Source organism: Gottfriedia acidiceleris, assembly GCF_002128425.1.
GTDB lineage: Bacteria > Bacillota > Bacilli > Bacillales > Bacillaceae_G > Gottfriedia > Gottfriedia acidiceleris.
The window spans coordinates 421,305-447,186 of sequence record NZ_NESS01000001.1 but is presented as its reverse complement, the minus strand read 5'-3'; the positions used below and the strand labels follow the sequence as shown (position 1 = coordinate 447,186).

General features: G+C 32.9%; 24 protein-coding genes and 1 pseudogene. 22 read left to right on the top strand and 3 right to left on the bottom strand.

The window, feature by feature from the left end; all coding sequences use genetic code 11:
- The first annotated feature begins 5 nt into the window (after positions 1 to 5).
- The 17 genes and pseudogenes from spoIIIAG to spo0A all read left to right on the top strand — a co-directional run bounded on the left by spoIIIAG (position 6) and on the right by spo0A (position 17,146).
- Positions 6 to 698 (top strand): stage III sporulation protein AG, encoded by a 693-nt coding sequence (gene spoIIIAG / locus B6K90_RS02360; RefSeq protein ID WP_088010924.1) that lies wholly within the window; start codon positions 6 to 8, stop codon positions 696 to 698.
- Between the two features lie 21 nt (positions 699 to 719).
- Positions 720 to 1,283: a SpoIIIAH-like family protein gene (locus B6K90_RS02355; protein WP_088010923.1), complete on the top strand. Its 564-nt coding sequence runs from the start codon at positions 720 to 722 to the stop codon at positions 1,281 to 1,283.
- A gap of 292 nt (positions 1,284 to 1,575) precedes the next feature.
- Positions 1,576 to 2,058 carry an acetyl-CoA carboxylase biotin carboxyl carrier protein gene (gene accB / locus B6K90_RS02350; RefSeq protein WP_088010922.1) on the top strand — a complete coding sequence of 161 codons (483 nt, stop codon included), beginning with the start codon at positions 1,576 to 1,578 and terminating at the stop codon, positions 2,056 to 2,058.
- Between the two features lie 43 nt (positions 2,059 to 2,101).
- Entirely contained in the window at positions 2,102 to 3,451 is a 1,350-nt protein-coding gene (accC, locus tag B6K90_RS02345) for an acetyl-CoA carboxylase biotin carboxylase subunit (protein ID WP_088010921.1), read from the top strand.
- A gap of 15 nt (positions 3,452 to 3,466) precedes the next feature.
- On the top strand, positions 3,467 to 3,865 hold the full coding sequence (locus B6K90_RS02340) for an Asp23/Gls24 family envelope stress response protein (RefSeq protein ID WP_056475162.1): 399 nt from the start codon (positions 3,467 to 3,469) through the stop codon (positions 3,863 to 3,865).
- A gap of 190 nt (positions 3,866 to 4,055) precedes the next feature.
- Complete coding sequence (locus tag B6K90_RS02335; protein ID WP_088010920.1) at positions 4,056 to 4,622, top strand: GNAT family N-acetyltransferase; 567 nt, start codon at positions 4,056 to 4,058, stop codon at positions 4,620 to 4,622.
- A 382-nt stretch (positions 4,623 to 5,004) separates the two neighbouring features.
- The gene (gene nusB, locus B6K90_RS02330) at positions 5,005 to 5,385 is read left to right on the top strand and encodes a transcription antitermination factor NusB (protein ID WP_088011434.1); all 381 of its coding nucleotides are present in this window, start codon (positions 5,005 to 5,007) and stop codon (positions 5,383 to 5,385) included.
- A 37-nt stretch (positions 5,386 to 5,422) separates the two neighbouring features.
- The gene (folD, locus tag B6K90_RS02325) at positions 5,423 to 6,298 is read left to right on the top strand and encodes a bifunctional methylenetetrahydrofolate dehydrogenase/methenyltetrahydrofolate cyclohydrolase FolD (protein ID WP_088010919.1); all 876 of its coding nucleotides are present in this window, start codon (positions 5,423 to 5,425) and stop codon (positions 6,296 to 6,298) included.
- A 36-nt stretch (positions 6,299 to 6,334) separates the two neighbouring features.
- Positions 6,335 to 7,681 (top strand): exodeoxyribonuclease VII large subunit, encoded by a 1,347-nt coding sequence (gene xseA / locus B6K90_RS02320; protein WP_088010918.1) that lies wholly within the window; start codon positions 6,335 to 6,337, stop codon positions 7,679 to 7,681.
- Between the two features lie 5 nt (positions 7,682 to 7,686).
- Positions 7,687 to 7,914: an exodeoxyribonuclease VII small subunit gene (locus tag B6K90_RS02315; protein WP_387327302.1), complete on the top strand. Its 228-nt coding sequence runs from the start codon at positions 7,687 to 7,689 to the stop codon at positions 7,912 to 7,914.
- A gap of 1 nt (position 7,915) precedes the next feature.
- Entirely contained in the window at positions 7,916 to 8,803 is an 888-nt protein-coding gene (locus tag B6K90_RS02310) for a polyprenyl synthetase family protein (RefSeq protein WP_088010916.1), read from the top strand.
- 359 nt (positions 8,804 to 9,162) lie between these two features.
- A complete protein-coding gene (gene dxs, locus B6K90_RS02305; RefSeq protein WP_088010915.1) occupies positions 9,163 to 11,043 on the top strand; it encodes a 1-deoxy-D-xylulose-5-phosphate synthase in 1,881 nt (626 codons plus the stop codon).
- A 15-nt stretch (positions 11,044 to 11,058) separates the two neighbouring features.
- Positions 11,059 to 11,886 (top strand): TlyA family RNA methyltransferase, encoded by an 828-nt coding sequence (locus B6K90_RS02300; protein WP_088010914.1) that lies wholly within the window; start codon positions 11,059 to 11,061, stop codon positions 11,884 to 11,886.
- A gap of 209 nt (positions 11,887 to 12,095) precedes the next feature.
- Positions 12,096 to 12,548 carry a transcriptional regulator AhrC/ArgR gene (gene ahrC / locus B6K90_RS02295; protein WP_069034068.1) on the top strand — a complete coding sequence of 151 codons (453 nt, stop codon included), beginning with the start codon at positions 12,096 to 12,098 and terminating at the stop codon, positions 12,546 to 12,548.
- Positions 12,549 to 12,580: 32 nt separating this feature from the next.
- The gene (gene recN, locus B6K90_RS02290; RefSeq protein WP_088010913.1) at positions 12,581 to 14,311 is read left to right on the top strand and encodes a DNA repair protein RecN; all 1,731 of its coding nucleotides are present in this window, start codon (positions 12,581 to 12,583) and stop codon (positions 14,309 to 14,311) included.
- 308 nt (positions 14,312 to 14,619) lie between these two features.
- Positions 14,620 to 15,729 (top strand): annotated as a pseudogene (gene spoIVB, locus B6K90_RS02285) (SpoIVB peptidase); the annotation flags it as partial.
- Positions 15,730 to 16,357: 628 nt separating this feature from the next.
- Entirely contained in the window at positions 16,358 to 17,146 is a 789-nt protein-coding gene (gene spo0A, locus B6K90_RS02280; RefSeq protein ID WP_088010911.1) for a sporulation transcription factor Spo0A, read from the top strand.
- 654 nt (positions 17,147 to 17,800) lie between these two features.
- Here spo0A and bacA read toward each other — a convergent pair.
- Positions 17,801 to 18,601 carry an undecaprenyl-diphosphate phosphatase gene (gene bacA / locus B6K90_RS02275; protein WP_088010910.1) on the bottom strand — a complete coding sequence of 267 codons (801 nt, stop codon included), beginning with the start codon at positions 18,599 to 18,601 and terminating at the stop codon, positions 17,801 to 17,803.
- Positions 18,602 to 18,853: 252 nt separating this feature from the next.
- Positions 18,854 to 19,021 (bottom strand): YycC family protein, encoded by a 168-nt coding sequence (locus B6K90_RS02270; RefSeq protein ID WP_088010909.1) that lies wholly within the window; start codon positions 19,019 to 19,021, stop codon positions 18,854 to 18,856.
- A gap of 85 nt (positions 19,022 to 19,106) precedes the next feature.
- On the opposite strand from B6K90_RS02270, the gene B6K90_RS02265 reads away from it, so the two are divergent.
- On the top strand, positions 19,107 to 19,841 hold the full coding sequence (locus B6K90_RS02265; RefSeq protein WP_268875912.1) for a glycerophosphodiester phosphodiesterase: 735 nt from the start codon (positions 19,107 to 19,109) through the stop codon (positions 19,839 to 19,841).
- 68 nt (positions 19,842 to 19,909) lie between these two features.
- Here B6K90_RS02265 and B6K90_RS02260 read toward each other — a convergent pair whose 3' ends face one another.
- Positions 19,910 to 20,158: a DUF2627 family protein gene (locus B6K90_RS02260; protein WP_088010908.1), complete on the bottom strand. Its 249-nt coding sequence runs from the start codon at positions 20,156 to 20,158 to the stop codon at positions 19,910 to 19,912.
- Between the two features lie 187 nt (positions 20,159 to 20,345).
- On the opposite strand from B6K90_RS02260, the gene B6K90_RS02255 reads away from it, so the two are divergent.
- The 4 genes from B6K90_RS02255 (at position 20,346) to buk (ending at position 25,875) form a co-directional block, all read left to right on the top strand.
- Positions 20,346 to 22,418, top strand: a complete 2,073-nt coding sequence (locus tag B6K90_RS02255) for a sigma 54-interacting transcriptional regulator (RefSeq protein ID WP_088010907.1) — start codon at positions 20,346 to 20,348, stop codon at positions 22,416 to 22,418.
- Between the two features lie 210 nt (positions 22,419 to 22,628).
- Positions 22,629 to 23,534: a phosphate butyryltransferase gene (gene yqiS, locus B6K90_RS02250; RefSeq protein WP_088010906.1), complete on the top strand. Its 906-nt coding sequence runs from the start codon at positions 22,629 to 22,631 to the stop codon at positions 23,532 to 23,534.
- Between the two features lie 30 nt (positions 23,535 to 23,564).
- Positions 23,565 to 24,659 carry a branched-chain amino acid dehydrogenase gene (gene bcd, locus B6K90_RS02245; protein ID WP_088010905.1) on the top strand — a complete coding sequence of 365 codons (1,095 nt, stop codon included), beginning with the start codon at positions 23,565 to 23,567 and terminating at the stop codon, positions 24,657 to 24,659.
- Between the two features lie 115 nt (positions 24,660 to 24,774).
- The gene (gene buk, locus B6K90_RS02240) at positions 24,775 to 25,875 is read left to right on the top strand and encodes a butyrate kinase (RefSeq protein ID WP_088010904.1); all 1,101 of its coding nucleotides are present in this window, start codon (positions 24,775 to 24,777) and stop codon (positions 25,873 to 25,875) included.
- The last annotated feature ends 7 nt before the right edge of the window (positions 25,876 to 25,882 follow it).

The window sequence follows — 25,882 nt, the reverse complement described above, 5'->3', positions numbered from 1 at the left end:
GACAAATGAAGAAAAAGATTCCACCAATAAAATTAGCAGACTTTCTAAAAGGAAATGGCGATGAAAAAACCTCTTCTGACAAAGAAAAAAGTCCATTTAAACTGACGAGAAAATATGTACTAGCTCTACTGGGACTCGGGATTTGTTGGATGATTGCAAGCAGTCTATTTGCTAATACAAATCAAACTACGAATTCGATGCTTTCACCTATTTCGAAAGAAACGAGTGGAACACCAAAAAATAATGAACCAGCTGTTGAGACTCTTGGAAGTGGTGGTGGAAAATCCTCATCAAACAAAATAGAAGAAATTGAAAAAAAATATGAGCAACAGCTAACAGACACATTAAATAATATGGCCGGTGTTAGTAATGTAAAAGTAGAAGTAAATCTTGAAGGTAGTGAAAAGAAAGTCTATCAAACAAATAAAACGAATCGCTCTCAGGAAACTGATGAAACAGACAAACAAGGTGGAAAACGAAATATTGATGATCAATCACAAGAAGAGCAAGTAGTCATTATTGATAACGGAGATAAACAAGAACCAGTAGTAGTCGAAACTGAAATGCCAAGAATTAGAGGAGTCTTAATTGTAGCCAAAGGTGCACAAAATCTAGAAATTAAACAAATGATTAGAGAAGCTGTTACACGATTACTTGATGTACCAAGCTATCGTGTCTCTGTACAACCTAAAAAATAAGAGGAAGAAGGTAAAAGTTAAATGAAAAAACAAACAATTTGGTTATTAACAATGTTAAGTTTAGTTGTTGTATTATCTGTTTATTATGTTACGACACCTGATAATTTAAAAACAACAAGTTTTATGAACATGAATAATAATACTAATACAGATTCGTTAGACTCAACTCCTAAAGATACGAAGAAAACAGATTCTACTAAACAAAACGATAAAGAAACTACTTCTCAAGAAAATTCTACGAGTGAAGTATTCTTAAAACAACGTATGGAACAAGAAGATCAAAGAAGTCAATTAATTGATGAATACAAAGCTACTGTTGACTCAGCAACTGCATCAGCACAAGAGAAAAGTGAAGCATTCACTAATATGAATGAGCTTCAAAAATTAACTGCATTAGAATCAGATGTAGAAACTATGATTAAAGAAGCTGGCTATAAAGATGCACTAGTTCGTTCTGACAAAGATGAAGTAAAAGTAGATGTAACATCATCAAAACCAAGCAGAAAAGCAGCGAATGACATCATCCAAATGACAAGAAGTGTTTTAGGTGAAAAACTTGTAGTAGTAAAATTCCAAGTTAAATAATTTTATGTACAAAGCCAGTAGAAGTCTATTCTACTGGCTCTTCATTTTTATTAATAAGCTTATAATTAATTTTTGTGAATTTTAGGATTCTTCTTAATTCCCTATCCCTTTCTGTCTTTGATTTTCCCTGTTATAATAGTTTATATTGAATTATTTTTGGTAAGGAATAATATATAAATATTCTTCGTAAATTAGCTAAAAATAATTAGGAATTACTTTGGTTAAAATAATTTGTTGAAAAGTTTAGTATTAGGTTATAAGATTAGACTATATGTCTTAAGGGGTGAACAGAATGAAAATTCATGAAATTAGAGAGTTAATTAAGTTAATCGATCAGTCAACAATAAATGAATTCGAATTTGAGGATAATGGTGCGATCGTTAAAATTAAAAAAGGTGGACAAACAACTGTTGTTACATCTGCTCCAGTTGTACACCAAGAGGCAGCTCCAGTTGCGGCTGCTCCAGTTGCGACATTAGAAAGACCAGTTGTTGCAGAAACTGCTGCACCTGTAGTGGAAAAAGAAGATACAAGTAATTTACATAAGATTACATCACCAATGGTTGGTACTTTCTACGCATCTCCATCTCCTGATGCAAAAGAATACGTTTCAGTTGGCGATCGCATTACAAACGATTCAATCGTTTGTATCGTTGAAGCAATGAAGCTATTTAATGAAATTGAAGCTGAAATTGAAGGCGAAATCGTTGAAGTACTTGCTAAAAGTGGTCAATTGGTAGAATACGGTCAACCATTATTCTTGGTAAAGGCTTAAATATCTACAAAATTAACAGTACTTTACTAGAGAAGGTGAAGAAATGAAAAAGGTTTTAATAGCAAATCGAGGAGAAATCGCCATTCGAATTATTCGAGCATGTAAAGAATTAAAAATTGAAACAGTTGCTATTTACTCTGAAGGAGATAAAGAAGCATTACATGTTCAAATGGCTGATGAAGCTTATTGTGTAGGTCCTAAATTATCAAAAGATAGTTATTTAAATATGACGAATATCATTAGTATTGCAAAATTAACTGGTTGTGACGGAATCCATCCTGGTTATGGTTTCTTATCAGAAAATGCTAGTTTTGCAGAATTATGTACTGAGTGCAATGTGAAATTCATTGGACCAACGGCTGATTCTATTTCTAAAATGGGTACAAAAGACGTTGCTCGTGAAACAATGAAGGAAGCAGGGGTACCTGTAGTACCTGGTTCACAAGGTATTATTCAAAGTGTTGAAGATGGTAAAAAGATTGCTGCAGAAATCGGCTATCCAGTTATTATCAAAGCTACAGCTGGTGGCGGAGGTAAAGGAATCCGTGTAGCAAAAGATGAAATTGAACTTGAAAAAGGTATACAAATTACTCAACAAGAAGCTCAAACTGCTTTCGGTAATCCAGGTGTGTATCTTGAAAGATATATAACAGATTTTAGACATGTTGAAATTCAAGTTTTAGCAGATGAACATGGTAATACGATTCATCTTGGAGAACGTGATTGCACAATTCAGCGTCGTCTTCAAAAATTAGTAGAAGAAGCTCCATCGCCTGTTTTAGACGAAGAAACTCGTGAAAAAATGGGTCAAGCAGCTGTTCGTGCAGCTGAAGCAGTAAATTACTGGGGTGCTGGTACGGTTGAGTTCATTTATGAACCACATACTAAAAACTTCTTCTTTATGGAGATGAACACACGTATTCAAGTTGAGCATCCGGTAACAGAATATATTTCTGGTATTGATCTGATTAAGCAACAATTATTAATTGCTAAAGGTCATCCATTAAAAATAACTCAATCTGACGTATCTTTAAAAGGATGGTCGATTGAATGTCGTATTAATGCTGAAAATCCAGATAAGAACTTTATGCCGTCTCCTGGTAAAATCATTACGTATTTACCACCAGGTGGCCCGAATGTTCGTGTAGATTCTGCTGTATATAGCGGGTACACAATTCCGCCATATTATGATTCAATGATTGCGAAAGTTATCGTGCATGGCAAGACAAGAGAAGAAGCAATTGCTATAATGATAAGAGCACTTGAAGAATTTGTGGTAGAAGGAATTTACACAACAATTCCATTCCATTTAAATTTATTGCAAAATGAAATCTTCGTAAAAGGGAAGTATAATACTAAATTCCTTGAGGAGCATGCGCTTGTTAAAGGATAAAGTGGAGGGATCTGTATGAACGAAAATCAAATTTTAGAAATGGGTACTGCGACATTAGGTCGAGTAGAAATCGCACCTGAAGTAATCGAAGTTATTGCTGGTATTGCAGCTGCTGAAGTTGAAGGTGTTTCAAGCATGCGTGGAAACCTAGCATCTGGTATTTCTGAAATTATCGGTAAGAAATATCACGGTAAAGGTGTCCGAGTTGATTTATCAGAAGATCGAATTACAATCGATGTATACATTCTAGTTAAATTTGGTAAGTCAATCCCAACTGTAGCAGGTAATGTACAAGACAATATTCGTCAAGCATTATTAACGATGACAGGCCTTGAATTATCTGAAGTAAATGTTCACGTTGTAGGAGTTCAATTCGATACGAAACCTGAGCAAGAAGCTCCAATTGAACTTTAATATTGTAAAAAGAGTCTCTATCTAATAGAGGCTCTTTTTTTGTTTGATAAGAAGTAAGGGCAGTCCTCAAAGTTTTATGTTTTTTTCACTCTTGTTTATCCTTAGTCCTGAACTTATGTAAATGTTTTTATTAAATATTTCGAAATATGTTAAAATTTTATTTGTAAATTAAATAGAAATAGGTGAAAATATGATTTTAAATTTAAGAACAAATAGAACAATATTACGTGAATTTGTTGAAAGCGATTGGAAGCAAGTACATAAATATGCATCACAATTAGTTGTATGTCAATTTCAGCCATGGGGTCCGAATACAGAAATTGAGACGAAGGAATTCGTTCAAAACATACTAAGAGATATGAAACAAATCAATAGGACTAGATTTGTATTTGCAATAATAGAAAAGGAATCCGATGAATTAATAGGATCGATAGAGTTTAATATTAGGGATAAAATAAATCAGATAGGTGAAATAGGGTATATAATTCATCCTAACTATTGGGGCATGGGATTTGCTAGTGAAGCTACTAAAGAAGTAATTTCATTTGGATTTAATAATTTTAAGCTGCATCGTATATTTGCGACATGTGATGTTAGAAATATTGCATCAGCAAAAGTACTTGAAAAATGTGGATTAAATTTAGAAGGTAAAATGCGTGAAGATTTATTATTAAGAGACGGCTGGAGAGACACGTATTTATATAGCATACTGGAACAAGAATGGATTGGGAGTCAGGAACTAATCGAAAGACATTAAAATCAGGTAGTAATTGGAAATTTATTTTAATTCTTAAAAACTTTTACAAACCTTTTAACCCCACATTTTCACAATCTATCTTTTTGAATGTTCGTGTTTTGGTATTTAAATATTATTTTAAAGTAAGAAAAAGTAATTTTTTTTAAAAAAACACAAACATTATTCTGTTATTTTATTTGATTTTAAGTTAAAATGTAGAAAACAGTTTAAAGTATTGAGTTTGCTTAGAAACGTTAATAATAATAAAAATTAGAGTTAATACAGACAGTCGTTGGAACTTATTAAAAAAAATGGTAAAATAACGTGTTACTATACAAAATTAGAATTCGTTATTACCTATGCAACGAATGCTGAATTTAGCTTAAAGGAGTTTATTATTTTGATGAAACGTAGAAAAGCAAGGGAACTTGCATTACAAACATTATTCCAAATGGATTTAAGTGAAGCAAATGCTTCAGATGCATTAGAGCATGTATTAGAAGAAGCTGAAGAAAAACAAGATGCATTTTTAGATGCAATCGTAACGAATTTTGTTAGTCATAAAGAAGTAATTGACGAACAATTAGCTTCAAATATCGAAAGCTGGACGATTGATCGTTTAGGTAACGTTGATCGCAATATCCTTAGAATCGCTTTAGTAGAAATTAATTACCTAGAGGATGTTCCAAAAAGTGTAGCAATCAATGAAGCGATTGAAATTGCAAAAGTTTACGGTGATGATGATTCTAGTAAATTTATCAATGCGGTATTATCAAAATTCTAAATAGATAGATTGTTTATATGCATAGGGGGAAATTAAAATGGTAGCAACATTAATTAATGGTAAAGAAATTTCAGTATCAATTCGTGAGGAATTAAAGAATGGTGTTTCAGAATTAAAAAATCAAGGTGTTACACCAGGTTTAGCAGTTGTTTTAGTTGGAAATAATTCTGCTTCAAGAACATATGTGAATTCGAAGCATAAAGCATGTAATGAATTAGGGATGTATTCTGAAGTAATTGAATTACCTGAAACAGTTACTGAAGATGAGTTATTATCCGTTGTAAACAAATTAAACGATGATCAGTCAATTCATGGTATTTTAGTTCAGTTGCCATTACCTGCTCATATCTCTGAAAAGAAAGTAATTGAAACGATTTCACCATTAAAAGATGTTGATGGATTTCATCCAATTAATATTGGAAGAATGATGACTAATCAAGATTCATTACTACCTTGTACTCCTTTTGGTATATTAAAATTAATAGAAAATACAAATATTCCGATTAGTGGTAAACATGTAGTTGTTATTGGACGTAGTAATATTGTAGGTAAACCAGTTGGACAATTATTCTTAAACGAAAATGCAACGGTTACTTATACACATTCACGTACTACTAATCTAAAAAATATTACAAAGCAGGCTGATATTTTAATTGTTGCAATTGGTGTAGCAAAATTAATTACAGCTGATTATGTTAAAGAGGGAGCAATTGTTATTGACGTCGGCATGAATAGAGATGAAAATGGCAAATTATGTGGAGACGTAAATTTTGAAGATGTTAAAAATATTGCTGGTTATATTACTCCGGTACCAGGTGGGGTAGGACCAATGACAATTACAATGCTACTTCATAATACGTTAAAAGCAGCTTCTCAAATTGATAATAAATTAAATTTGAGTGTTAAACTTTAATCTTATTGCTTTGTAAGAATGAAAGAAGGGCTATGCATGACGGAAAAGCTACCAGTTACTGTTACCGCATTAACTAAATATTTAAAAGCAAAATTTCAAGCGGATCGTAATTTACAAAATATACTTCTCCGTGGAGAAATCTCAAATTTTAAACGTCATTCTTCTAGCGGCCATTATTATTTTACGTTAAAAGATGATGGTGCTAGAATTGCAGCGGTCATGTTTCAATCCTATAATGCTAATATTGCATTTCAACCAACTGATGGTATGCAGGTTATTGTACAAGGCGAAATAAATGTATACCCAGGATCTGGTAGCTATCAAATCTACATAAGAGACATGCAACCTGATGGGGTTGGCGGTCTCTTTGTAGCTTATGAACAATTGAAGAAAAAACTATTAGAAGAAGGAATCTTTGATCAGAAATTTAAGAAAAAGATTCCTTCTTTTCCTAGTGTAATCGGGGTTGTTACTTCACCAACTGGTGCGGCAGTCCGAGATATTATTACAACGATTCAACGAAGATACCCAATTGGGAAAATAGTTGTAATTCCGACTCTTGTACAAGGTGAAGGTGCGCCAGCATCGGTTGTGAAATCAATTGAAACTGCAGGTAAAATGAAAGAAATAGATGTGTTAATAGTTGGACGAGGTGGAGGTTCGATTGAAGAACTCTGGGCCTTTAATGATGAAAAAGTAGCAAGAGCAATCTTTGAATCAAAAATTCCAATCATTTCTGCAGTAGGTCATGAGACGGATACTACGATTGCGGATTATGTAGCTGATCTTCGGGCACCTACACCAACAGCTGCAGCAGAATTAGTTTCATTAAGTCAAAGAGAAATACTTGAGCAATTTACTGTTCGTAAATCAAGACTTAATAAAGCAATGGATACGATTATTGAACGAAAACAAGCGCAATTAAAGGCAGTTCAAGATGCTTATGTATTTAGATATCCTAATTCACTATTTCATCCAAAACAAGAGCAATTTGATCGGATAAATGAGCGTTTACTTACATCAATAAATGAAATTGTTAAGTCTAAAATAAACAAGCATAAAGAACTAAATTCGTCATTACTTATTCATCATCCAAGTAATAGAGTTCAGTTTGAAAAGCAAAAACATCAGCAATTACATATGGCTTTACAAAAAGAATTTAATCGCCTTATTACCCAGAAGAAATTTGAAATGGAAAGAATAATTCATACACTTGATGCACTTAGTCCATTAAAAGTTATGGCTAGAGGTTATTCATTAGCATATAAAAATGAGAATGAATTGATGAAATCGGTTAAACAGGCAAAAGAGGGAGACCGATTCCAATTACAAATGACCGATGGGAAATTAAATTGTGAAGTACTTGAAGTAAAAGGAGAGTGAATCAATTGTCACAAAATGAACGTTCTTTTGAAGAAGCAATAAAAGAAATTGAAATGATTGTACAAAAATTAGAGCAAGGTGACGTACCACTTGAAAAAGCGATCGAATACTTTCAAGAAGGTATAAAACTATCTCAAATTTGCCAAGAGAAGCTTACAAAAGTTGAAAAACAAATGACCTCTATATTAAATGAACAGGGTGAACAAACTCCTTTTACTGTTGAGGAGGAATAATATGAACACTTTCAAAGATTTTATGGAGTATTCCAGTAGAATAGTAAATGATGAAATGATCAAATCAGTTGAAAGATTAAAAGCACCAGAAAAATTAAAAGAATCTATGTCCTATTCATTGCAAGGTGGAGGGAAAAGAATTAGACCTCTTTTACTATTTGCAACTTTAGATGCATTTGGTAATGATCCTTTAATAGGGATAAAACCTGCTTGTGCTTTAGAAATGATTCATACTTATTCATTAATTCATGATGATTTACCATGTATGGATGATGATGATTTTCGAAGAGGAAAACCGACAAATCATAAAGTATTTGGAGAAGATCTTGCGGTATTAGCAGGTGATGGCTTACTGACATACGCATTTAAATTAATTACTGAAATGAATGATTTTCATGTATCTGATCAAGTGAAGCTACAATTAATTAGTGAATTAGCGATTGCTGCTGGTCCTGAAGGGATGGTTGCCGGTCAGGTAGCGGATATGGAAGGTGAAAGTAAAGAACTTAGTGGAGAAGAATTGCAATATATCCATGAAAGAAAAACGGGTAAAATGCTAATGTATCCAGTAATTGCAGGTGCAATTATTTCAAAAGCAACAGCTGAGCAATTATCTCATCTAACGCAATTTGCTTATAAGCTCGGTATCGCATTTCAAATACAAGATGATATTTTAGACGTAATTGGTGATGAAGAAGTTCTTGGTAAGCCAGTTGGTAGTGATATAGAAAATGATAAAACTACTTATGTAAAGTTATATTCAGTTGGAGGCGCTAAAGAAAAACTGCATACATTTATTACAGAAGCTAAGCAACATGTTCGAGCATGTGGGATTAAAGATGACTACTTAATCTCAATTTGTGATTTTGTGGAAAATCGCAGTTTTTAAACTTGATTTGTAATTAATTCCATGTCCATTGAATACATTTATTCATTTATGTATAATGTAACTACTTTATAATCGTGTTAATGTTGTTAATAAAATATACAGAAATGTAGGCCGTTAACACATATGTGCTAGCGGCTTTCTTTTCTTTTTGTGGAAAATATCTATAATTTTGTTCTATAAAAATAAAAAATATTAAACAGATTTTAATAAAAATGGTATTATGATACATGGTGTTAAGAGTTAGTCATTTAAGAAACTAGCGTTTAACTACAAGTATGGTAAAATCATTTTATAGATAAAATTACATAATAATGAATTATTTATATAGATTTAACATCTAGGAAGGTGAGTGATCCAAGATGGATCTTACGACAATTGAAAATCCGAGCTTTTTAAAAAATAAAACGAACGGTGAATTAGAAATAATAAGTGAAGAAATTCGTAAATTTCTTATTCAACAGCTTTCTGAGACTGGTGGTCATATTGCGCCAAATTTAGGAGTTGTTGAATTAACGATAGCATTACATAAAGTCTTTGATTCGCCTAAAGACAAATTTTTATGGGATGTAGGACATCAATCATATGTTCATAAAATATTAACTGGTCGAGCTAAAGAATTTACTACACTAAGACAGTTTAAAGGATTATGTGGTTTTCCTAAGCGAAATGAAAGCGAGCATGATGTATGGGAAACAGGACACAGTTCAACTTCTTTATCTGCGGCAATGGGGATGGCTATTGCTAGAGATATTAAAAAAACAGGTGAGTACATTATTCCGATTATTGGAGATGGTGCATTAACTGGTGGGATGGCTCTTGAAGCAATGAATCATATTGGCCATGAGCAAAAAGATGTCATCGTTATATTAAATGATAATGAAATGTCTATTGCCCCGAACGTAGGTGCTTTACATAGCATTTTAGGAAGACTGAGAACAACAGGGAAATATCGTTGGGCTAAAGGTGAACTTGAAGGTGTAATTAAAAAAATTCCTGGAATTGGAGACAAACTTTCAAGTACATCAAAAAAATTAAAAGATAGCCTTAAATACTTAGTTACACAAGGGATGTTCTTCGAGGAAATGGGCTTCACTTATTTTGGACCAGTTGATGGTCATAATTTTGAAGACTTATTTGAATCTCTTGAATATGCTAAGAAAACTAAAGGTCCGGTATTAGTACATGTACTTACGAAAAAAGGAAAAGGATATAAGCCAGCAGAAAGTGATGATATTGGAACTTGGCATGGCACAGGTCCTTATAAAGTTGAATCTGGAAAGTTAATAAAGCCGGATAAAGCACCACCAGCCTGGAGTAAACTTGTTAGTGATACTGTATTAAAATTAGCTTTAAAGGATGAGCGAATTGTAGCGATTACTCCTGCAATGCCAGTAGGTTCAAAATTGGAAAATTTCCAAGCTCAATTACCTGACCGTATATTTGATGTCGGTATTGCAGAGCAACATGCGGCAACGGTAGCAGCTGGATTAGCTACGCAAGGAATGAAGCCATTTTTAGCGATTTATTCTACATTCCTTCAAAGAGCATACGACCAAGTTTTACATGATATTTGTAGACAAAATTTAAATGTATTCATTGGAATCGATCGTGCAGGATTAGTAGGTGCTGACGGCGAAACTCATCAAGGTGTGTTTGATATTGCCTTTCTACGTCATATACCAAACTTAGTTTTAATGATGCCTAAAGATGAGAATGAAGGCCAACATATGGTAAACACTGCAATTAAATACGAAGATGGTCCAATTGCGCTGCGTTTCCCTAGGGGGAATGGTATAGGCGTACAAATGGATGAGCAATTAAAAGAAATTCCGATTGGATCATGGGAAGTATTAAAAGAAGGATCTGATGCAGTTATCTTAACTTTTGGTACAACAATTAAAATGGCTCTAGATGCGGCTGATGAGTTAGAGAAGGAAAATATTTCAGTTAAAGTAGTAAACGCGAGATTTATTAAACCAATGGATACTGCAATGTTAAATGATATCTTTAAGGATGGAAAACCGATTTTAACGATTGAAGAAGCGGTATTACAAGGTGGTTTTGGAAGTGCTGTTTTAGAATTTGCAAGTTCAAATAATTTTCAAAACGTCCGCGTAGAACGTATCGGTATTCCGGACTTATTTGTTGAACACGGTGATGTTGATAAATTACTTGAAGAAATTCATTTAACAAAAGATGAATCGGTTAAGAAAATCCGTGAAATGGTTTGTAATAATTAAGAGGATGACATTTAAATGGCGAAAAAGGAACGAGTAGACGTACTTTTAGTAGATCGTGGTTTAATTGAAACACGTGAAAAAGCTAAAAGAGCAATTATGGCAGGACTTGTCTATACAAACGAACAAAGATTAGATAAGCCTGGAGAAAAAATAGATATTGAACTCCCTTTACAAATTAAGGGTGAGGTTATGCCTTATGTAAGCCGTGGAGGATACAAATTAGAAAAAGCTATAAACACATTTGATTTATCAGTAAAAGATAAAATTATGATTGATATTGGATCGTCAACAGGTGGATTTACGGATTGTGCACTTCAAAATGGGGCAAAAAAATCATATGCACTTGATGTTGGATACAATCAACTTGCTTGGAAATTAAGGCAAGATGAACGCGTAATTGTAATGGAACGAACAAATTTTCGATATGTTAAACCAGAAGATTTAATTGAAGGGTTACCTGGGTTCGCTTCAATTGACGTATCCTTTATTTCATTACGTTTGATTTTACCAGTTCTAAAAACATTATTAGTACCTTCAAGTGATGTTGTCGCGTTGATTAAACCACAATTTGAAGCTGGTAGGGAACAAGTTGGTAAAAAGGGTATCGTACGCGATCCAAAAGTGCATGAACAAGTTATCGAAATGATGATCGATTTTGCGCTACGCCAAGGATATGATATAAAAGCTTTAACTTTTTCGCCTATAACTGGTGGAGACGGTAATATTGAATTTTTAATTCATCTACATTGGGAAGGTTCAAAGGAAATTGGAACAAGCGAGTTAAATCGATTACCAATGGAAATTGTAAATGAAGCACATAGTGAATTAAAGAAGGTAAAATAATAAAAAGGAAACCAAATAGGTTTCCTTTTTCTCCTTTTTTCAAATTAAGTAATTAATCAGATAGGATTCGAAGCCTGAGAAAGAAGAAAAATTTTTGATAAAAAAATGCATTTTATGAAAACGTTTAAAAAAATATATACAATAACCAATAGATTAGATAATATAATCTGTAAGTAAGATATTTGTCGGAATTTGCAAAGAGGTGTATTATGAATAAAGGTCAGCGTCATATAAAAATACGAGAAATTATCGCAAAAAATGAAGTCGAAACACAAGACGAGTTAGTACAATCACTAAGAGACTTAGGTTTTAAAGTAACCCAAGCAACTATTTCACGTGATATAAAAGAACTACATTTAGTAAAAGTCCCGTTATCTGATGGTCGATATAAATATAGCTTACCTGCAGATCAACGGTTTAATCCGTTACAAAAATTAAAGAGACTGTTAATTGATTCATTTATTAAAATTGATAGTTCTAGTCATTTAATTGTAATGAAAACTTTGCCAGGTAATGCAAATGCAGTTGGTGCATTAATTGATCATTTAGATTGGTCAGAAATTATGGGTACAATCTGTGGTGATGATACGATCTTAATCATTTGTCGTACACCTGTAGATGCTGAGGATTTAAAAGAAAAATTTATTGACATGCTTCAATAGGAGAATGGTTTTAAAAAGAGGAGAGAAACTCATTGTTATCTGAAATTATCATTAAAAATTTTGCAATCATTGAGGAAGTTTCCATTTCATTTGAAAAGGGTTTAACTGTACTAAGTGGTGAAACAGGAGCGGGGAAGTCGATAATTATTGACGCCATTGGTCTGTTACTTGGTGGTCGTGGATCTGCAGAATTCGTAAGATATGATACTGAAAAAGCAGAAATTGAAGGCTTATTTCACATTGAAAATGAGAATCATCTAATTTACTCTAGATGCAGAGAATTAGGCTTTGACATTGAAGATGAAATGATTATTTTAAAAAGAGATATTACTTCATCGGGTAAAAGTGTATGCCGTATCAATGGTAAATTAGTTACAACTTCTATACTTAAGGAAATTGGTGGCTTACTTGTTGATATTCATGGGCAACATGAGAGCCAAGATTTAATGGACCAAGAACATCATTTACCGATGTTACAACAATATGATGAACAAGCAATTGCTCCTTTGTATACTGAATATCAAAATATATTTAGTAACTATACAGACTTAAAAAAACAGTTAAAGCAATTAACTGAAAACGAACAACAAATGGCGCATAGGTTAGATTTAATTCAATTTCAGCTATCAGAAATTCAAAATGCGAATTTGATGGAAAATGAAGACGATCAGTTGATGGAAGAAAGACTCAAAATTTCTAATTTTGAACGTATTTATAAGTCTTTAGTTGAAGCATATCAAAGTTTATCGCAGGATGGATCAGGATTAGATTCAGTTCGATCATGTATGTATTCTTTAGAGTCAGTAACGAATATTGATAATGACATTAAAGAGATGCATGAAGGAATCAGTAGTAGCTATTACTTATTAGAGGATATTTCGTATCGATTACGTGATTCCATTGAACAAATGGAATATGATCCAAATAGGCTAAATGAAATTGAAACTCGTTTAAGCGAGATCTCTATGTTAAAAAAGAAGTATGGTCACAGCGTTACTGATATTTTAAAATATGCAGAAGATATCGAACAAGAGTTGGATACTATTCAACATAAGGATATGCATATAGAGAAATTACAAAAAGAACTAGAAAATGTTACAAGCAAGCTAATTAAAGCTGGTCAGACTCTTTCGAATAAAAGAAAAGAATTAGCGATTAAATTGACTGCTGATATACATAAAGAATTAAAAGAACTTTATATGGATAAGACAACCTTTGAAATAATGTTTGAGGTTGAAGAAGGACAAGAATCAGATCCGATAATGGATGAAAAACATATTAAGTTTAAAAAGGATGGATTTGATTTTGTTGAGTTTTATATTTCAACAAACCCAGGTGAGCCTTTAAAGCCGTTAGCAAAAGTTGCTTCTGGTGGAGAACTTTCAAGGATGTTCCTAGCATTAAAGAGCATTTTCACAAAGCATCAAGGGATTACGTCAATTATATTTGATGAAGTTGACACAGGGGTTAGTGGAAGAGTAGCACAAGCAATAGCGGAAAAAATACATAAGGTATCTATCGATTCTCAAGTACTATGTATAACTCACTTACCGCAAGTTGCTTCTATGGCAGATACACATTTATTTATCGCCAAATTAATTGTTGGAAATCGAACGAAAACTTCTGTTACACCATTACAAAACGATCAAAAAATTAATGAAATTGCAAGGATGATCGCTGGAGTTGAAATTACAGATGTAACGATTCAACACGCTAAAGAATTGATCAATCAGGCAGCTTCTGCAAAATACCAATCTCAATGAATTAAAAAGAGAATGTTTAATAATAGAAACTTTTTTCTATACATTAAATATTCTCTTTTTTTATGGGAATTATTGATAAATTAGTAATTGGAAAATGCTAAATGAAACATACTAATACAACATTATACGTTAAAGTATCTATCATATTTTTACAATCATATTTTGCTCTTACAAAGCTAACATTAACTACATAGCCACGAATTAAAAAAATGAAATTTGGCGCTAAGGAGAGTGATTCGCTTGTGAAAAATATAAATGTTCAACGAATAATAAAAATTCTTCTCCTTTTATTTATAGTTGGTATTGGCGTGTTTAATATAAATCAAAATAGTGTGTTTTCATCTACCATAAAAAATAAGGATCAACAAGAAATTGTTAATGTAGCACTTGGTATGAACGAATTACCAAGTAAAAAGGTGGATGTAAAAGTATTAAACAGTTTAAGAATAATACCAGGGGGACAATCAATAGGAGTAAAGCTTAATTCAGTAGGTGTCTTAGTCGTTGGACATCATTTAGTAAATACTAGTTCAGGACAAAAGTCTCCGGGTGAAATTGCCGGTATTAAAGTTGGAGACATGATTATAAAAATGAATGGTAAACAAATCGAAAAAATGTCAGATGTATTACCGTTTATTCAAAAAGCAGGAAAGTATGGAAAGCCGATAAAAATCACTGTAAAACGAGAGGGTAAGTATTATACTAAAATGTTACAACCTATTCGGGATCAAGGTCATAATAGCTATCGAATTGGATTATATATAAGAGATTCAGCTTCTGGTATTGGTACGATGACGTTCATTGAACCTAATTCATTAAAGTATGGAGCATTAGGACATGTTATCTCTGATAGTGATACGAGAAAAGCTATTGAAGTTGAAGATGGACATATTGTTTATTCAACAGTTACTGCAATTGAAAAAGGTGCAGATGGTTCACCAGGAGAAAAAATAGCGCATTTTGCTCTAGATCGCGGAACGATTGGTAATATCACTTCTAATAGTCCATTTGGCATATTCGGTAAAGTTAACAACAAAATAGACAATGGGATTATGTCTCAACCATTACCAATTGCATTATCAAATGAAGTGAAAAAAGGTCCTGCTAAAATACTTACCGTAATACACGATAATAAAGTTGAAGCATTTGACATAGAAATTGTAAGTAGTATTCAACAAAAGTTTCCATCAACTAAAGGAATTATTTTAAAAGTTACCGATAAACGTTTACTTAAAGAAACAGGTGGGATTGTTCAAGGAATGAGCGGCTCTCCAATCATTCAAAATGGAAAATTAATCGGAGCTGTTACACATGTTTTTGTAAATGATTCGACTAGTGGATATGGAGTTCATATTGAGTGGATGCTTGATGAAGCTAAAGTACCGATTTATGACTATCAAACTAAAAAGGCTTCGTGATTTAAAAAATACACCTATCAAATTAATGTAGGTGTATTTTTTATGAAAAAGTAATGTGATGTTTATTTCCACTACAAGATGTCTGTGAGGTGATATCGGCCTACTTAATACTTCCATTCCTTAAGGGGCTCAGATCGGCCTTCTTGCATCTCCTACGAGTGTTTAATACTCATCAAGAGATGAGCATATAAAAATTAATCTAAAATACCCATTATTGATTCGTAATTAAAATTTCAACGCTGAAAGATACACCTATTAAATTTTATTAAAAATAAGTCAAAATTGGAAAAAAGTGGTAATATATTATTAGTAACATCGAAAAATAAAAAAAATTTAATGTAGAAAATGATTGATATGACGGTTAATGTTACAGAATTGTAAATTTATATTAAAAATTATAAATTTACATACTATTTCATTTTTTATATAATGAATTATATGTATAATTCGACTTATTACATAGTGGTTTTTATTTGAATCGTCGAATGCTAGAAGAAATTGAAGAAAACTATCTATATTAATAAAAATATTCAGAATTTATAATAAAAACAGGAAATAAATTTTTATTGTCGAAATTATCGGTAATAAGTAATGAAATTCACTATAGAGGATGTAGGGAGGAACGGGCGTGGAGAAAATTAAAGTATTATTAGTTGATGATAATAAAGAACTTGTTATTATGTTAGAAAACTACATTAACGCACAAACAGATATGGAAGTGGTTGGAGTTGCGTTTAATGGACAAGACTGCTTACCTCTAGTGAAGGATAAAAAGCCAGATGTACTAGTCTTAGATATTATTATGCCTCATTTAGATGGATTAGCGGTTTTAGATCGCTTACGCACTGGCTTAGTTGAAAAAATTCCAAACGTTATTATGCTAACTGCTTTTGGTCAAGAAGATGTTACTAAAAAAGCTGTTGACCTAGGTGCATCATATTTTATTTTAAAACCATTTGATATGGAGCATTTAATTAGTAATATCCGTCAAGTAGTTGGAAAAGGTAGTGCGGTAACTAAACGTAATTCACCTTCTCTAGTTACAAATTACGAAAACAAGCCACGTAACTTGGATGCTAGCATCACAAGCATCATCCATGAAATTGGCGTACCTGCACATATTAAAGGATATATGTACTTACGTGAAGCGATTTCGATGGTATATAACGATATTGAGCTTCTAGGTTCAATTACAAAAGTATTATATCCAGATATCGCTAAAAAGTTTAACACAACAGCTAGCCGAGTTGAACGTGCAATTCGACATGCGATTGAAGTAGCATGGAGCCGTGGAAATATCGATAGTATTTCAACATTATTTGGCTACACAATTTCAATGTCAAAAGCAAAACCAACAAATTCAGAATTTATTGCTATGGTTGCTGATAAATTACGTTTAGAGCATAAAGCTTCTTAATTTATTTTTAGTACAAATTACTCATGAAAAATTCAATTCCGATTAACTTCTGACAGTGATTCCACAGACATTTCTCTTAGCGAATAACTTCTTATGAGATCTTCGGTATTTTTTCGCATTAGCACTTATATATGTAAAAAGAAAACGTTGTCTACAGTAGACGACGTTTTCTTTATGTTGCTGAATGTTTTTCCTTATTTTGCACAAGCTTGTATATAAAATAAAAATTGGTTTGCGTAATAATTTGTATTATGCTATAATATTTAATGCGCCACTGAAACATTTAGAAAACGATATTATTACTACTAAATTTGGAAGAAAATTGGACGTATTCCATGACGCGTCAGCTATTTCAACCTTATTTAAAAATTAGTAGTAGTGTCTGTTAGTGAAGATTGTTGTGAAACAAGCTGCCTAATGGAACGGCCCTGGAGCCGAATTGCGAAAGAGAGGTAGGGCTTTCGCCAATAGACAACAATTTTTAATTTTAAATAACTAACATATATACAAAGGCTATTCGTATACGTTGTACGAATAGCCTTTTTCCATTTGTAAAATAAGGCGAACAGAAATAAAAAAAGATAGGACATACAAATTTGGTTGTCCTATCTTTTTGAGTATGAATTTAATGCCTTAGTATAAGTGGTCGTTTAATTAGAATATAAATACAATCGTGAAAACAATCGCAACTATAAAACGATAAACTGCAAAACCTGTTAGTTTGACTTTCTCTAATAATTTTAGGAAAGAAACGATCGCAAGTAATGCGACTACGAATGCTGTGATGAATCCTGTAGCGAATAATGGTAAATCTGAAGCACTTAAAATATCGATATTTTTAATAAAATCTAAACCACTTGCTGCAATCATCATCGGTACTGCTAAAATAAAAGTAAATTCTGCAGAAGTCTTTCGATCTAAACCAAATAATAATCCCCCAGCTATTGTAGAGCCTGATCGTGAAAATCCTGGCCATAGAGCTAACATTTGAAAGCATCCAATAATAAAAGCTTGTTTATATGAGATATGATCTAAATCAGATGATTTAGGATGTTTAGAGACTTTCTCAGCGACAATTAGTAAAATACCGCCAGCTACTAATCCGATTACAACAGTTTTAGGTGAGAATAATACATCTTTGATGAAATCATGGAATATAAGCCCTACAATCCCGGCTGGAATTGCACCGATAATAATATGAATTAAGTTGAGGTTCGTTTGTCTATAACCATCTGATTTAACTCCTAGGACTGACCAAAGTCGTTTCCAAAAAACTACAACTACTGCTAGAATTGAACCAAGTTGAACAATTACTTCAAAAAATGAAGCCTTCTCTCCTGTGAAATTTAATAAATCAGCAACTAAAATCATATGACCAGTAGAAGAAACAGGTAAAAATTCTGTTAATCCTTCTACCATCCCCATGATAAAACCAATTAACCAATCAGGTAACATTTAAAAATACCTCCATAAATACTTTTCGTTATAAAATATACACAATACTTTACATTTTACTTGAAAACTAATTAATATGAAAGGAAGATTAAATTAAAATTAGCTCATAATTGTTAATTATTTGTACAATTTTACATAAGAATGTAATTTAAAGTTGGAATTAATAAAAAAGTGCATAAAAAAAGAAGACGAATAAACTTCTGCCTTCTTTCATTACTTTAAGTTCAAATTAAATTTATTAATGCTAATTTACTATTTAGATTCGTTATCCTTAGATGCTTCTTCGCTCTTAGACAAATCCAATTCCATCAACTTTTTCATTAATATATGCTGTGGCATGTGCATAATTTGTTCTAAAGGAACGTTTAATTTCTTAGAAAGTAAAATTGCCGTTTCAGGCGAAATTTGCAAGGGTCGCATAATAATCCTCCTTAGTTTTTGTAAAATTAGTATACAATAAGAAAAAGAAGAAAGTACATATTTTCTCAACAAGGGGGGAATTTGAGTGGTTGATATTATTGGTCATAGAGGTGCTGCAGGAACCTATCCAGAAAATACGATGGTTTCATTTATGGCGTGTGAAGATTTAGGCGCAGATGGAATTGAATTAGATGTACATTTAACAAAAGATGGTGAGATCGTCGTTATTCATGATGAAACAATAAATCGTACAACTAATGGTAAAGGTTTCGTTAAAGATTATACTTTAGCTGAATTGAAGCAATTTGATGCTAGTTATCGTTTTAAACGACAATTTAAGGGATGTACGATCCCAACCTTAAAAGAAGTATTTGAATGGGCAAAAGGGAATAACTTTAGTATCAATGTTGAATTAAAAAATGATAAAATCGAATACCATGGACTTGAAGAACGAGTAATAAATTTAATCCGTTCATATGAATATGAAAAAAGAATCGTTTTATCTTCCTTCAATCATAAAAGTATGCTTAAATTCCACTTAATGGCACCAGATATTGAAACTGCAGTTCTATATAATCGAAGAAGTAAAGAACCATGGAAAATTGCTGAAGATTATAAAGCAAAAGCAATTCATCCAAATTTTCGAATTATTACTGATGAACAAATCGAAGAAACAATGGAACATCATATAGCTGTAAGACCGTATACAATCAATGAACCAGCTGTAATGAAACGATTAATTGAAGTCAACTGTACAGCGATTATTACTGACTATCCAGAACAAGCTTTCCGGGTGAGAAGTCAATTTCTTAGTAAATAAAAAAAGTGCTTACACAAGTAAGCACTTTTTCTTGTTCTGTTATTTATCTTTTGGTTTTAATGAGAAAATTATCTTTTTAAAAATCTACCTTGAACTTTGTTTCGTTTACGATCTCTAAATAAGACAAAGCTTCCGACTAAATAAAAACCGACACCTAATGATACAAGGCCGAGTAATAATTGCAATGGAAGATTTGGAATGCCAAAAGAATGGATTAGAAATACCGTATCACGAAGTAATTTAATTCCGATAACTGCTAAAGCTATTGGTACAACAATCACAACGAATGCTAACATACGTGTAAATGATTCTTTCATGTTTATTAATTCCTCCGATAAAAGTAACAATAAATTATAAAATTACGAATTTCTCTTTCTTCATAATCTTATACAAGTATAGTGTTGTCAAGCCTTATAAAACATTTGAAATAGACGAAAGAATGACTTTATATATATAATAGTCTAATGTGTTTAATAATTTGTTGAAATTAGTAGGTGAACTAAGATGAAACAAAACGTAATGATCGTCGGAATGGGAACTGGAGGCACAGCAGTATTAAAACTTCTATCACATTCTGATTTATTTCATGTTGTTGCAGTAGTAGATATGATAAAAGAGGCTAAAGGTTTAGAATTTGCCAAAAGCTTACATATTCCAATACTAAAAGATTGGAAGTCGAATTTAAATGATGAGATTGATGTTGTCATAAATACTACTGGAGATGAAACAATCTACCAGGAAATAGTCGAGTATAAAGCTAAGCATACTTTAGCGATCCCAGGTTCAGTTGCAAAAATGATATCTGATCTTGTTCAAGAAAAAGAATCTCTTTTTAATTTAATTAACAATAAAAAAAGACAACAGGAACTAATTTTGGACAATACTCACGATGGAATGATTGTGGTTGATAAATGGGGAAAAATTCTTTTATTTAATCGCTCTGCAGAAAGAATGCTACATACTAATAAAGATACTGCGATTGGTAGATATATACTAGATGTTGTCCCAACTAGTAAATTACCCCGAGTTCTTCAAACGAAAAAGAAGGAAATTAATCAAGAGCATATTTTAATTAATGGAAGCAAGATTTTTACAACCCGTATTCCTATCTTTCGAGAAGATGGTGAACTTGAAGGTGCAATTTCTGTTTTTAAAGATGATACTGAGGTAATAGATTTAGCAGAAGAGGTTACGAATTTAAAAGAAGTTTACAGCATGCTTGAAGCAGTCATTCAAAGTTCGGATGAAGCAATTTCAGTTGTAGATGAAAAAGGTAATGGAATTATTATTAATCCAGCATACACAAGATTGACTGGATTATCGAGTGAACAAGTTCTTGGTAAGCATGCAACGATTGATATTACTGAAGGTGAAAGTGTTCATTTAAAGGTGTTAAAAACAAAACAAGCAGTTCGTGGAGTACGCATGAAAGTCGGAAAGCAAAATCGTGATGTACTAGTTAATGTAGCTCCTGTAATTGTAGACGGAAAATTAAAAGGCAGTGTTGGGGTAATCCATGATGTCTCTGAAATATCACAGCTAACGAATGAATTACATAGAGCACGTCAAATTATTCGAACATTAGAGGCGAAATATTCATTCGAGGATATAGCTGGTGAATCTGAAGGAATTCACTTAGCGATCATGCAGGCTAAATTAGCTGCGAGCACTCCTGCAACCGTTTTACTCCGTGGGGAATCTGGAACTGGGAAGGAATTGTTTGCTCATGCGATTCATAATGAAAGCGATCGCAAATATAATAAATTCGTTCGAGTGAATTGTGCTGCGATTTCAGAAACTTTACTGGAAAGTGAATTATTTGGTTATGAAGAAGGTGCTTTTTCTGGAGCAAAACGTGGTGGGAAAAGAGGGCTTTTTGAGGAAGCTAATAATGGTAGTATTTTCTTAGATGAAATTGGAGAATTATCACCTGCGATGCAAGCCAAACTATTAAGGGTCCTACAAGAAAAAGAAATAAGACGTGTTGGTGGGACAAAGTCTATTCCTATTAATGTGCGTGTGATTGCTGCGACGAATGTTCATCTCGAGGAAGCGATCATTGATGGAAAGTTTCGAGAAGACCTTTATTATCGATTAAATAAACTTCCTATTATTATTCCTGCACTAAAGGACCGAATTGAAGATATTTTACCGATTGGAGAAAGATTATTAGCAAAAATTAATCAAGACTACGGTCGAAATGTTGAGGGGATCTCATTATCAGCATTAAATAAATTAAAAAGTTACAATTGGCCTGGTAATGTTAGGGAATTGGAAAATGTTCTAGGAAGAGCGGTTATATTCATGAAATTTAATGAAAAACAAATCTTACCTGAACATTTATCAGCGCTTGCACAAGTTAAACAAGAACAATCAGTTAATCATAACGAAGTTCATACTGAAGAAATAACCTCCCTTGACGAAATGGTTATAAGTTATGAAGGTGAAATTATTGAAAAGATTTTAATGAAAAATAATGGGAATAAAACAAAATCAGCAAAAGAGCTAGGAATATCAGTAAGAAATTTATATTACAAATTGGAAAAATACCACACTGCAAAAAATAGCACGCAATAATTTGCGTGCTATGAATGTTTTTGCATACAATTACTGTCATTTTTCAAAATATTGTTGTAGAATAGATTTATTGGTGTTACTAGTACCTGGTACTAGAATGTTGGAAATGTAAGGCTTTTCAACTATTTTTAAAAATAGTTCGATCCTTTTTGAAAAGTTGGCACGCTAATTGCTTTATAAAGTGCAGGGGGATGAAAGGAAGGGCTTTCAATGAATTTAAAAGATATAATGTTACGCGCGAAAAATCATTCGAGGCAAACTGTAGCTGTAGCTGTTGCTGAAGACTTCGAAGTAAAAGAAGCAGTTTCAATTGCGTTAGATAATGATTTAGCAAATTTTTTACTTTTCGGAAACGAGCAAGCTATCTATGAAATGTATGAAGATTTATTAAAAAACGAACAATTTGCAGAAAGACTAAAAATTGTTCATTCTCATTCAAACAAAGAAGCTGCTAAAAATGCAGTTGTAGCTGTTCGCTCTGGTGAAGCTTCAATTGTAATGAAAGGTAATCTTTCATCGTCAGTTCTTCTAAAAGAAGTATTGAACAAAGAATATGGTTTAAGAGATAAAAATGTTTTATCGCATGTAGCAATATTCGACGTACCAGGTAGAGAAAATGCAGTAATCGTAACGGATGCTGCGATGAACATTGCACCTACTTTAGATCAAAAGGTGAAAATTATTGAAAACAGTGTTGAAATTGCAAGGAAAGTAGGAATAGAGACCCCTAAAGTTGCTGTACTGGCAGCTGTTGAAGTAGTAAATCCTGCAATGCAAGCAACACTAGATGCAGCATCACTAACTGTCATGAATACAAGAGGACAAATTAATAATTGTATTGTTGATGGACCATTAGCGCTTGATAATGCCATTTCTGTTGAAGCAGCTGAACATAAAGGCTTAACTGGAGAAGTTGCTGGGCGAGCTGATATTTTATTAGTACCTACAATAGAAACTGGAAATATTTTATATAAATCATTAGTCTTTATGGCAAACTCAGAAGTGGCTGCACTTATTGCTGGAGCAAAAGCACCGATTGTTTTAACATCGCGTTCAGACTCTGCAATGACAAAATTATATTCATTAGCTTTAGCTATATGTAATTCTAAAAACTAAACTTACACATTTTAAGGGAGCTGTTATTAAATGGAAATCTTCAAATACTTAGAAACTTATGATTATGAGCAAGTTGTTTTCTGCCAAGATAAAGAATCAGGATTAAAAGCAATTATTGCTATCCACGATACTACATTAGGTCCAGCATTAGGTGGAACAAGAATGTGGACTTACGAATCAGAAGAAGCTGCAATTGAAGATGCTCTACGTTTAGCAAAAGGTATGACTTATAAAAATGCTGCTGCTGGCTTAAACTTAGGTGGAGGAAAAACTGTAATCATCGGTGATCCACGTAAAGATAAAAACGAAGCAATGTTCCGTGCATTTGGTCGTTATATCCAAGGCTTAAATGGTCGTTATATTACTGCTGAGGACGTGGGTACTACTGTTGCAGATATGGATTTAATCCACGAAGAAACTGATTATGTAACTGGTATTTCACCATCATTCGGTTCTTCGGGTAATCCATCTCCAGTTACTGCATTTGGTGTATACCGTGGTATGAAGGCTGCTGCAAAAGAAGCATTTGGTACTGACAGCTTAGAAGGTAAAAAAATTGCAGTACAAGGTGTTGGTAATGTTGCTTACAGCCTTTGCGAGTACTTACACGAAGAAGGTGCTCAATTAATCGTAACGGATATCAACAAAGAAGCTGTACAACGTGCAGTAGAAGCATTTGGTGCTACAGCTGTAGATCCAGATGATATTTATGGAGTAGAATGTGATATTTATGCACCATGTGCATTAGGTGCAACAATTAACGATAAAACAATCCCACAATTAAAAGCGAAAGTTATTGCAGGTTCTGCAAATAACCAATTAAAAGAAACACGTCATGGTGATTTAATCCATGAATTAGGAATCGTTTATGCTCCTGACTACGTAATCAATTCTGGTGGAGTAATCAACGTTGCTGATGAGTTATATGGATATAACTACGACCGTGCAATGAAAAAAGTTGAAGGCTTATATGATAACATTGCAAAAGTTATCGAAATTTCAAAACGTGACGGTATTCCAACATATTTAGCTGCTGACCGTTTAGCTGAAGAGCGTATTGCTACAATGGCAAAATCTCGTAGCCAATTCTTATCAAATGGTCATAACATCTTAAGCAGAAGATAATTGAAATAAATTTTAATTAAAAATTCCTTTATTTTTTAGATGGAAAGAAAGAGTGAAATAATAGTACCTCTTTCTTTCTAGTTATAAAGGTAAGGTAAACTTAGAAGGGAGAGTGTTGACAATGCATCGTATTTTAGTAATTAATCCTGGCAGCACATCCACAAAGGTTGGTGTATTTGATGATGAAAAGCCAATTTTTGAACAAACAATACGCCATGACGATGAAGAATTAAATAAATACAAAACAATAATTGATCAATATGAATTTAGAAAAAATGTGATTTTAGAGGTATTACACAAAGAAGGTATTAATATTTCTAAATTAAGTGCTGTATGTGGTCGAGGTGGATTACTTAGACCAATCGAAGGTGGAACTTATGCAGTAAATGAAATCATGTTAGAAGATTTAAAAATTGGTTATAGTGGTCAGCATGCTTCAAATCTTGGTGGTATCATTGCTAACGAGATTGCGCAAGGACTAAACATTCCAGCATTTATCGTTGATCCAGTAGTTGTAGATGAATTAGAGCCAGTTGCAAGAATCAGCGGACAATCAATTATGGAAAGAAGAAGTGTTTTCCATGCATTAAACCAAAAAGCTGTAGCACGAAAAGTGTCAAAACAGCTAGAACAGTCATATAACGATTTAAACCTTATTATCGCCCACATGGGTGGAGGTGTGAGTGTTGGTGCTCATAAAAAAGGACGTGTTATCGACGTAAATAACGGTTTAGATGGTGAAGGACCTTTCAGTCCAGAGCGAGCTGGAACTGTACCAATTGGTGATTTAATAAAACTTTGTTACTCTGGTGACTACTATATTAACGAAGTTCAAAAAATGATGGTTGGTCAAGGTGGGTTAGTTAGCTATCTTGGAACAGCTGATGCAATTAAAGTAGAAAACATGATTGAAGATGGTGACGAAAAAGCTGCTTTAGTATATGAAGCAATGGCTTACCAAGTCGCAAAAGAAATTGGAAGTGCGGCAGCTGTTCTTGAAGGCAATATTGATGCAATTATATTAACAGGTGGAATTGCTTATAGTGATTTTATTGTTAATGAAATAACAAAAAGAGTTAAATGGATGGCACGTGTAATTGTTTTACCAGGTGAAAATGAACTTCAAGCTCTTTGTGAAGGTGCACTTCGCGTACTTCGAGAAGAAGAAGAAGCAAAAATCTATCCTGGAGAATTTGCAGTTAAATCTTTAGTATAAATGTGAG

What these genes read in the sequence shown, in the direction of transcription:
- B6K90_RS02340 (WP_056475162.1), top strand. Translation starts at nt 3,467, where the DNA reads ATGAACGAAAATCAAATTTTAGAAATGGGTACTGCGACATTAGGTCGA.
- B6K90_RS02310 (WP_088010916.1), top strand. Translation starts at nt 7,916, where the DNA reads ATGAACACTTTCAAAGATTTTATGGAGTATTCCAGTAGAATAGTAAAT.
- nusB (WP_088011434.1), top strand. Translation starts at nt 5,005, where the DNA reads ATGAAACGTAGAAAAGCAAGGGAACTTGCATTACAAACATTATTCCAA.
- B6K90_RS02255 (WP_088010907.1), top strand. Translation starts at nt 20,346, where the DNA reads ATGAAACAAAACGTAATGATCGTCGGAATGGGAACTGGAGGCACAGCA.
- B6K90_RS02335 (WP_088010920.1), top strand. Translation starts at nt 4,056, where the DNA reads ATGATTTTAAATTTAAGAACAAATAGAACAATATTACGTGAATTTGTT.
- B6K90_RS02270 (WP_088010909.1), bottom strand. Translation starts at nt 19,021, where the DNA reads ATGCGACCCTTGCAAATTTCGCCTGAAACGGCAATTTTACTTTCTAAG.
- accC (WP_088010921.1), top strand. Translation starts at nt 2,102, where the DNA reads ATGAAAAAGGTTTTAATAGCAAATCGAGGAGAAATCGCCATTCGAATT.
- ahrC (WP_069034068.1), top strand. Translation starts at nt 12,096, where the DNA reads ATGAATAAAGGTCAGCGTCATATAAAAATACGAGAAATTATCGCAAAA.
- folD (WP_088010919.1), top strand. Translation starts at nt 5,423, where the DNA reads ATGGTAGCAACATTAATTAATGGTAAAGAAATTTCAGTATCAATTCGT.
- yqiS (WP_088010906.1), top strand. Translation starts at nt 22,629, where the DNA reads ATGAATTTAAAAGATATAATGTTACGCGCGAAAAATCATTCGAGGCAA.
- dxs (WP_088010915.1), top strand. Translation starts at nt 9,163, where the DNA reads ATGGATCTTACGACAATTGAAAATCCGAGCTTTTTAAAAAATAAAACG.
- B6K90_RS02300 (WP_088010914.1), top strand. Translation starts at nt 11,059, where the DNA reads ATGGCGAAAAAGGAACGAGTAGACGTACTTTTAGTAGATCGTGGTTTA.
- bacA (WP_088010910.1), bottom strand. Translation starts at nt 18,601, where the DNA reads ATGTTACCTGATTGGTTAATTGGTTTTATCATGGGGATGGTAGAAGGA.
- bcd (WP_088010905.1), top strand. Translation starts at nt 23,565, where the DNA reads ATGGAAATCTTCAAATACTTAGAAACTTATGATTATGAGCAAGTTGTT.
- spoIIIAG (WP_088010924.1), top strand. Translation starts at nt 6, where the DNA reads ATGAAGAAAAAGATTCCACCAATAAAATTAGCAGACTTTCTAAAAGGA.
- B6K90_RS02355 (WP_088010923.1), top strand. Translation starts at nt 720, where the DNA reads ATGAAAAAACAAACAATTTGGTTATTAACAATGTTAAGTTTAGTTGTT.
- B6K90_RS02260 (WP_088010908.1), bottom strand. Translation starts at nt 20,158, where the DNA reads ATGAAAGAATCATTTACACGTATGTTAGCATTCGTTGTGATTGTTGTA.
- xseA (WP_088010918.1), top strand. Translation starts at nt 6,335, where the DNA reads ATGACGGAAAAGCTACCAGTTACTGTTACCGCATTAACTAAATATTTA.
- accB (WP_088010922.1), top strand. Translation starts at nt 1,576, where the DNA reads ATGAAAATTCATGAAATTAGAGAGTTAATTAAGTTAATCGATCAGTCA.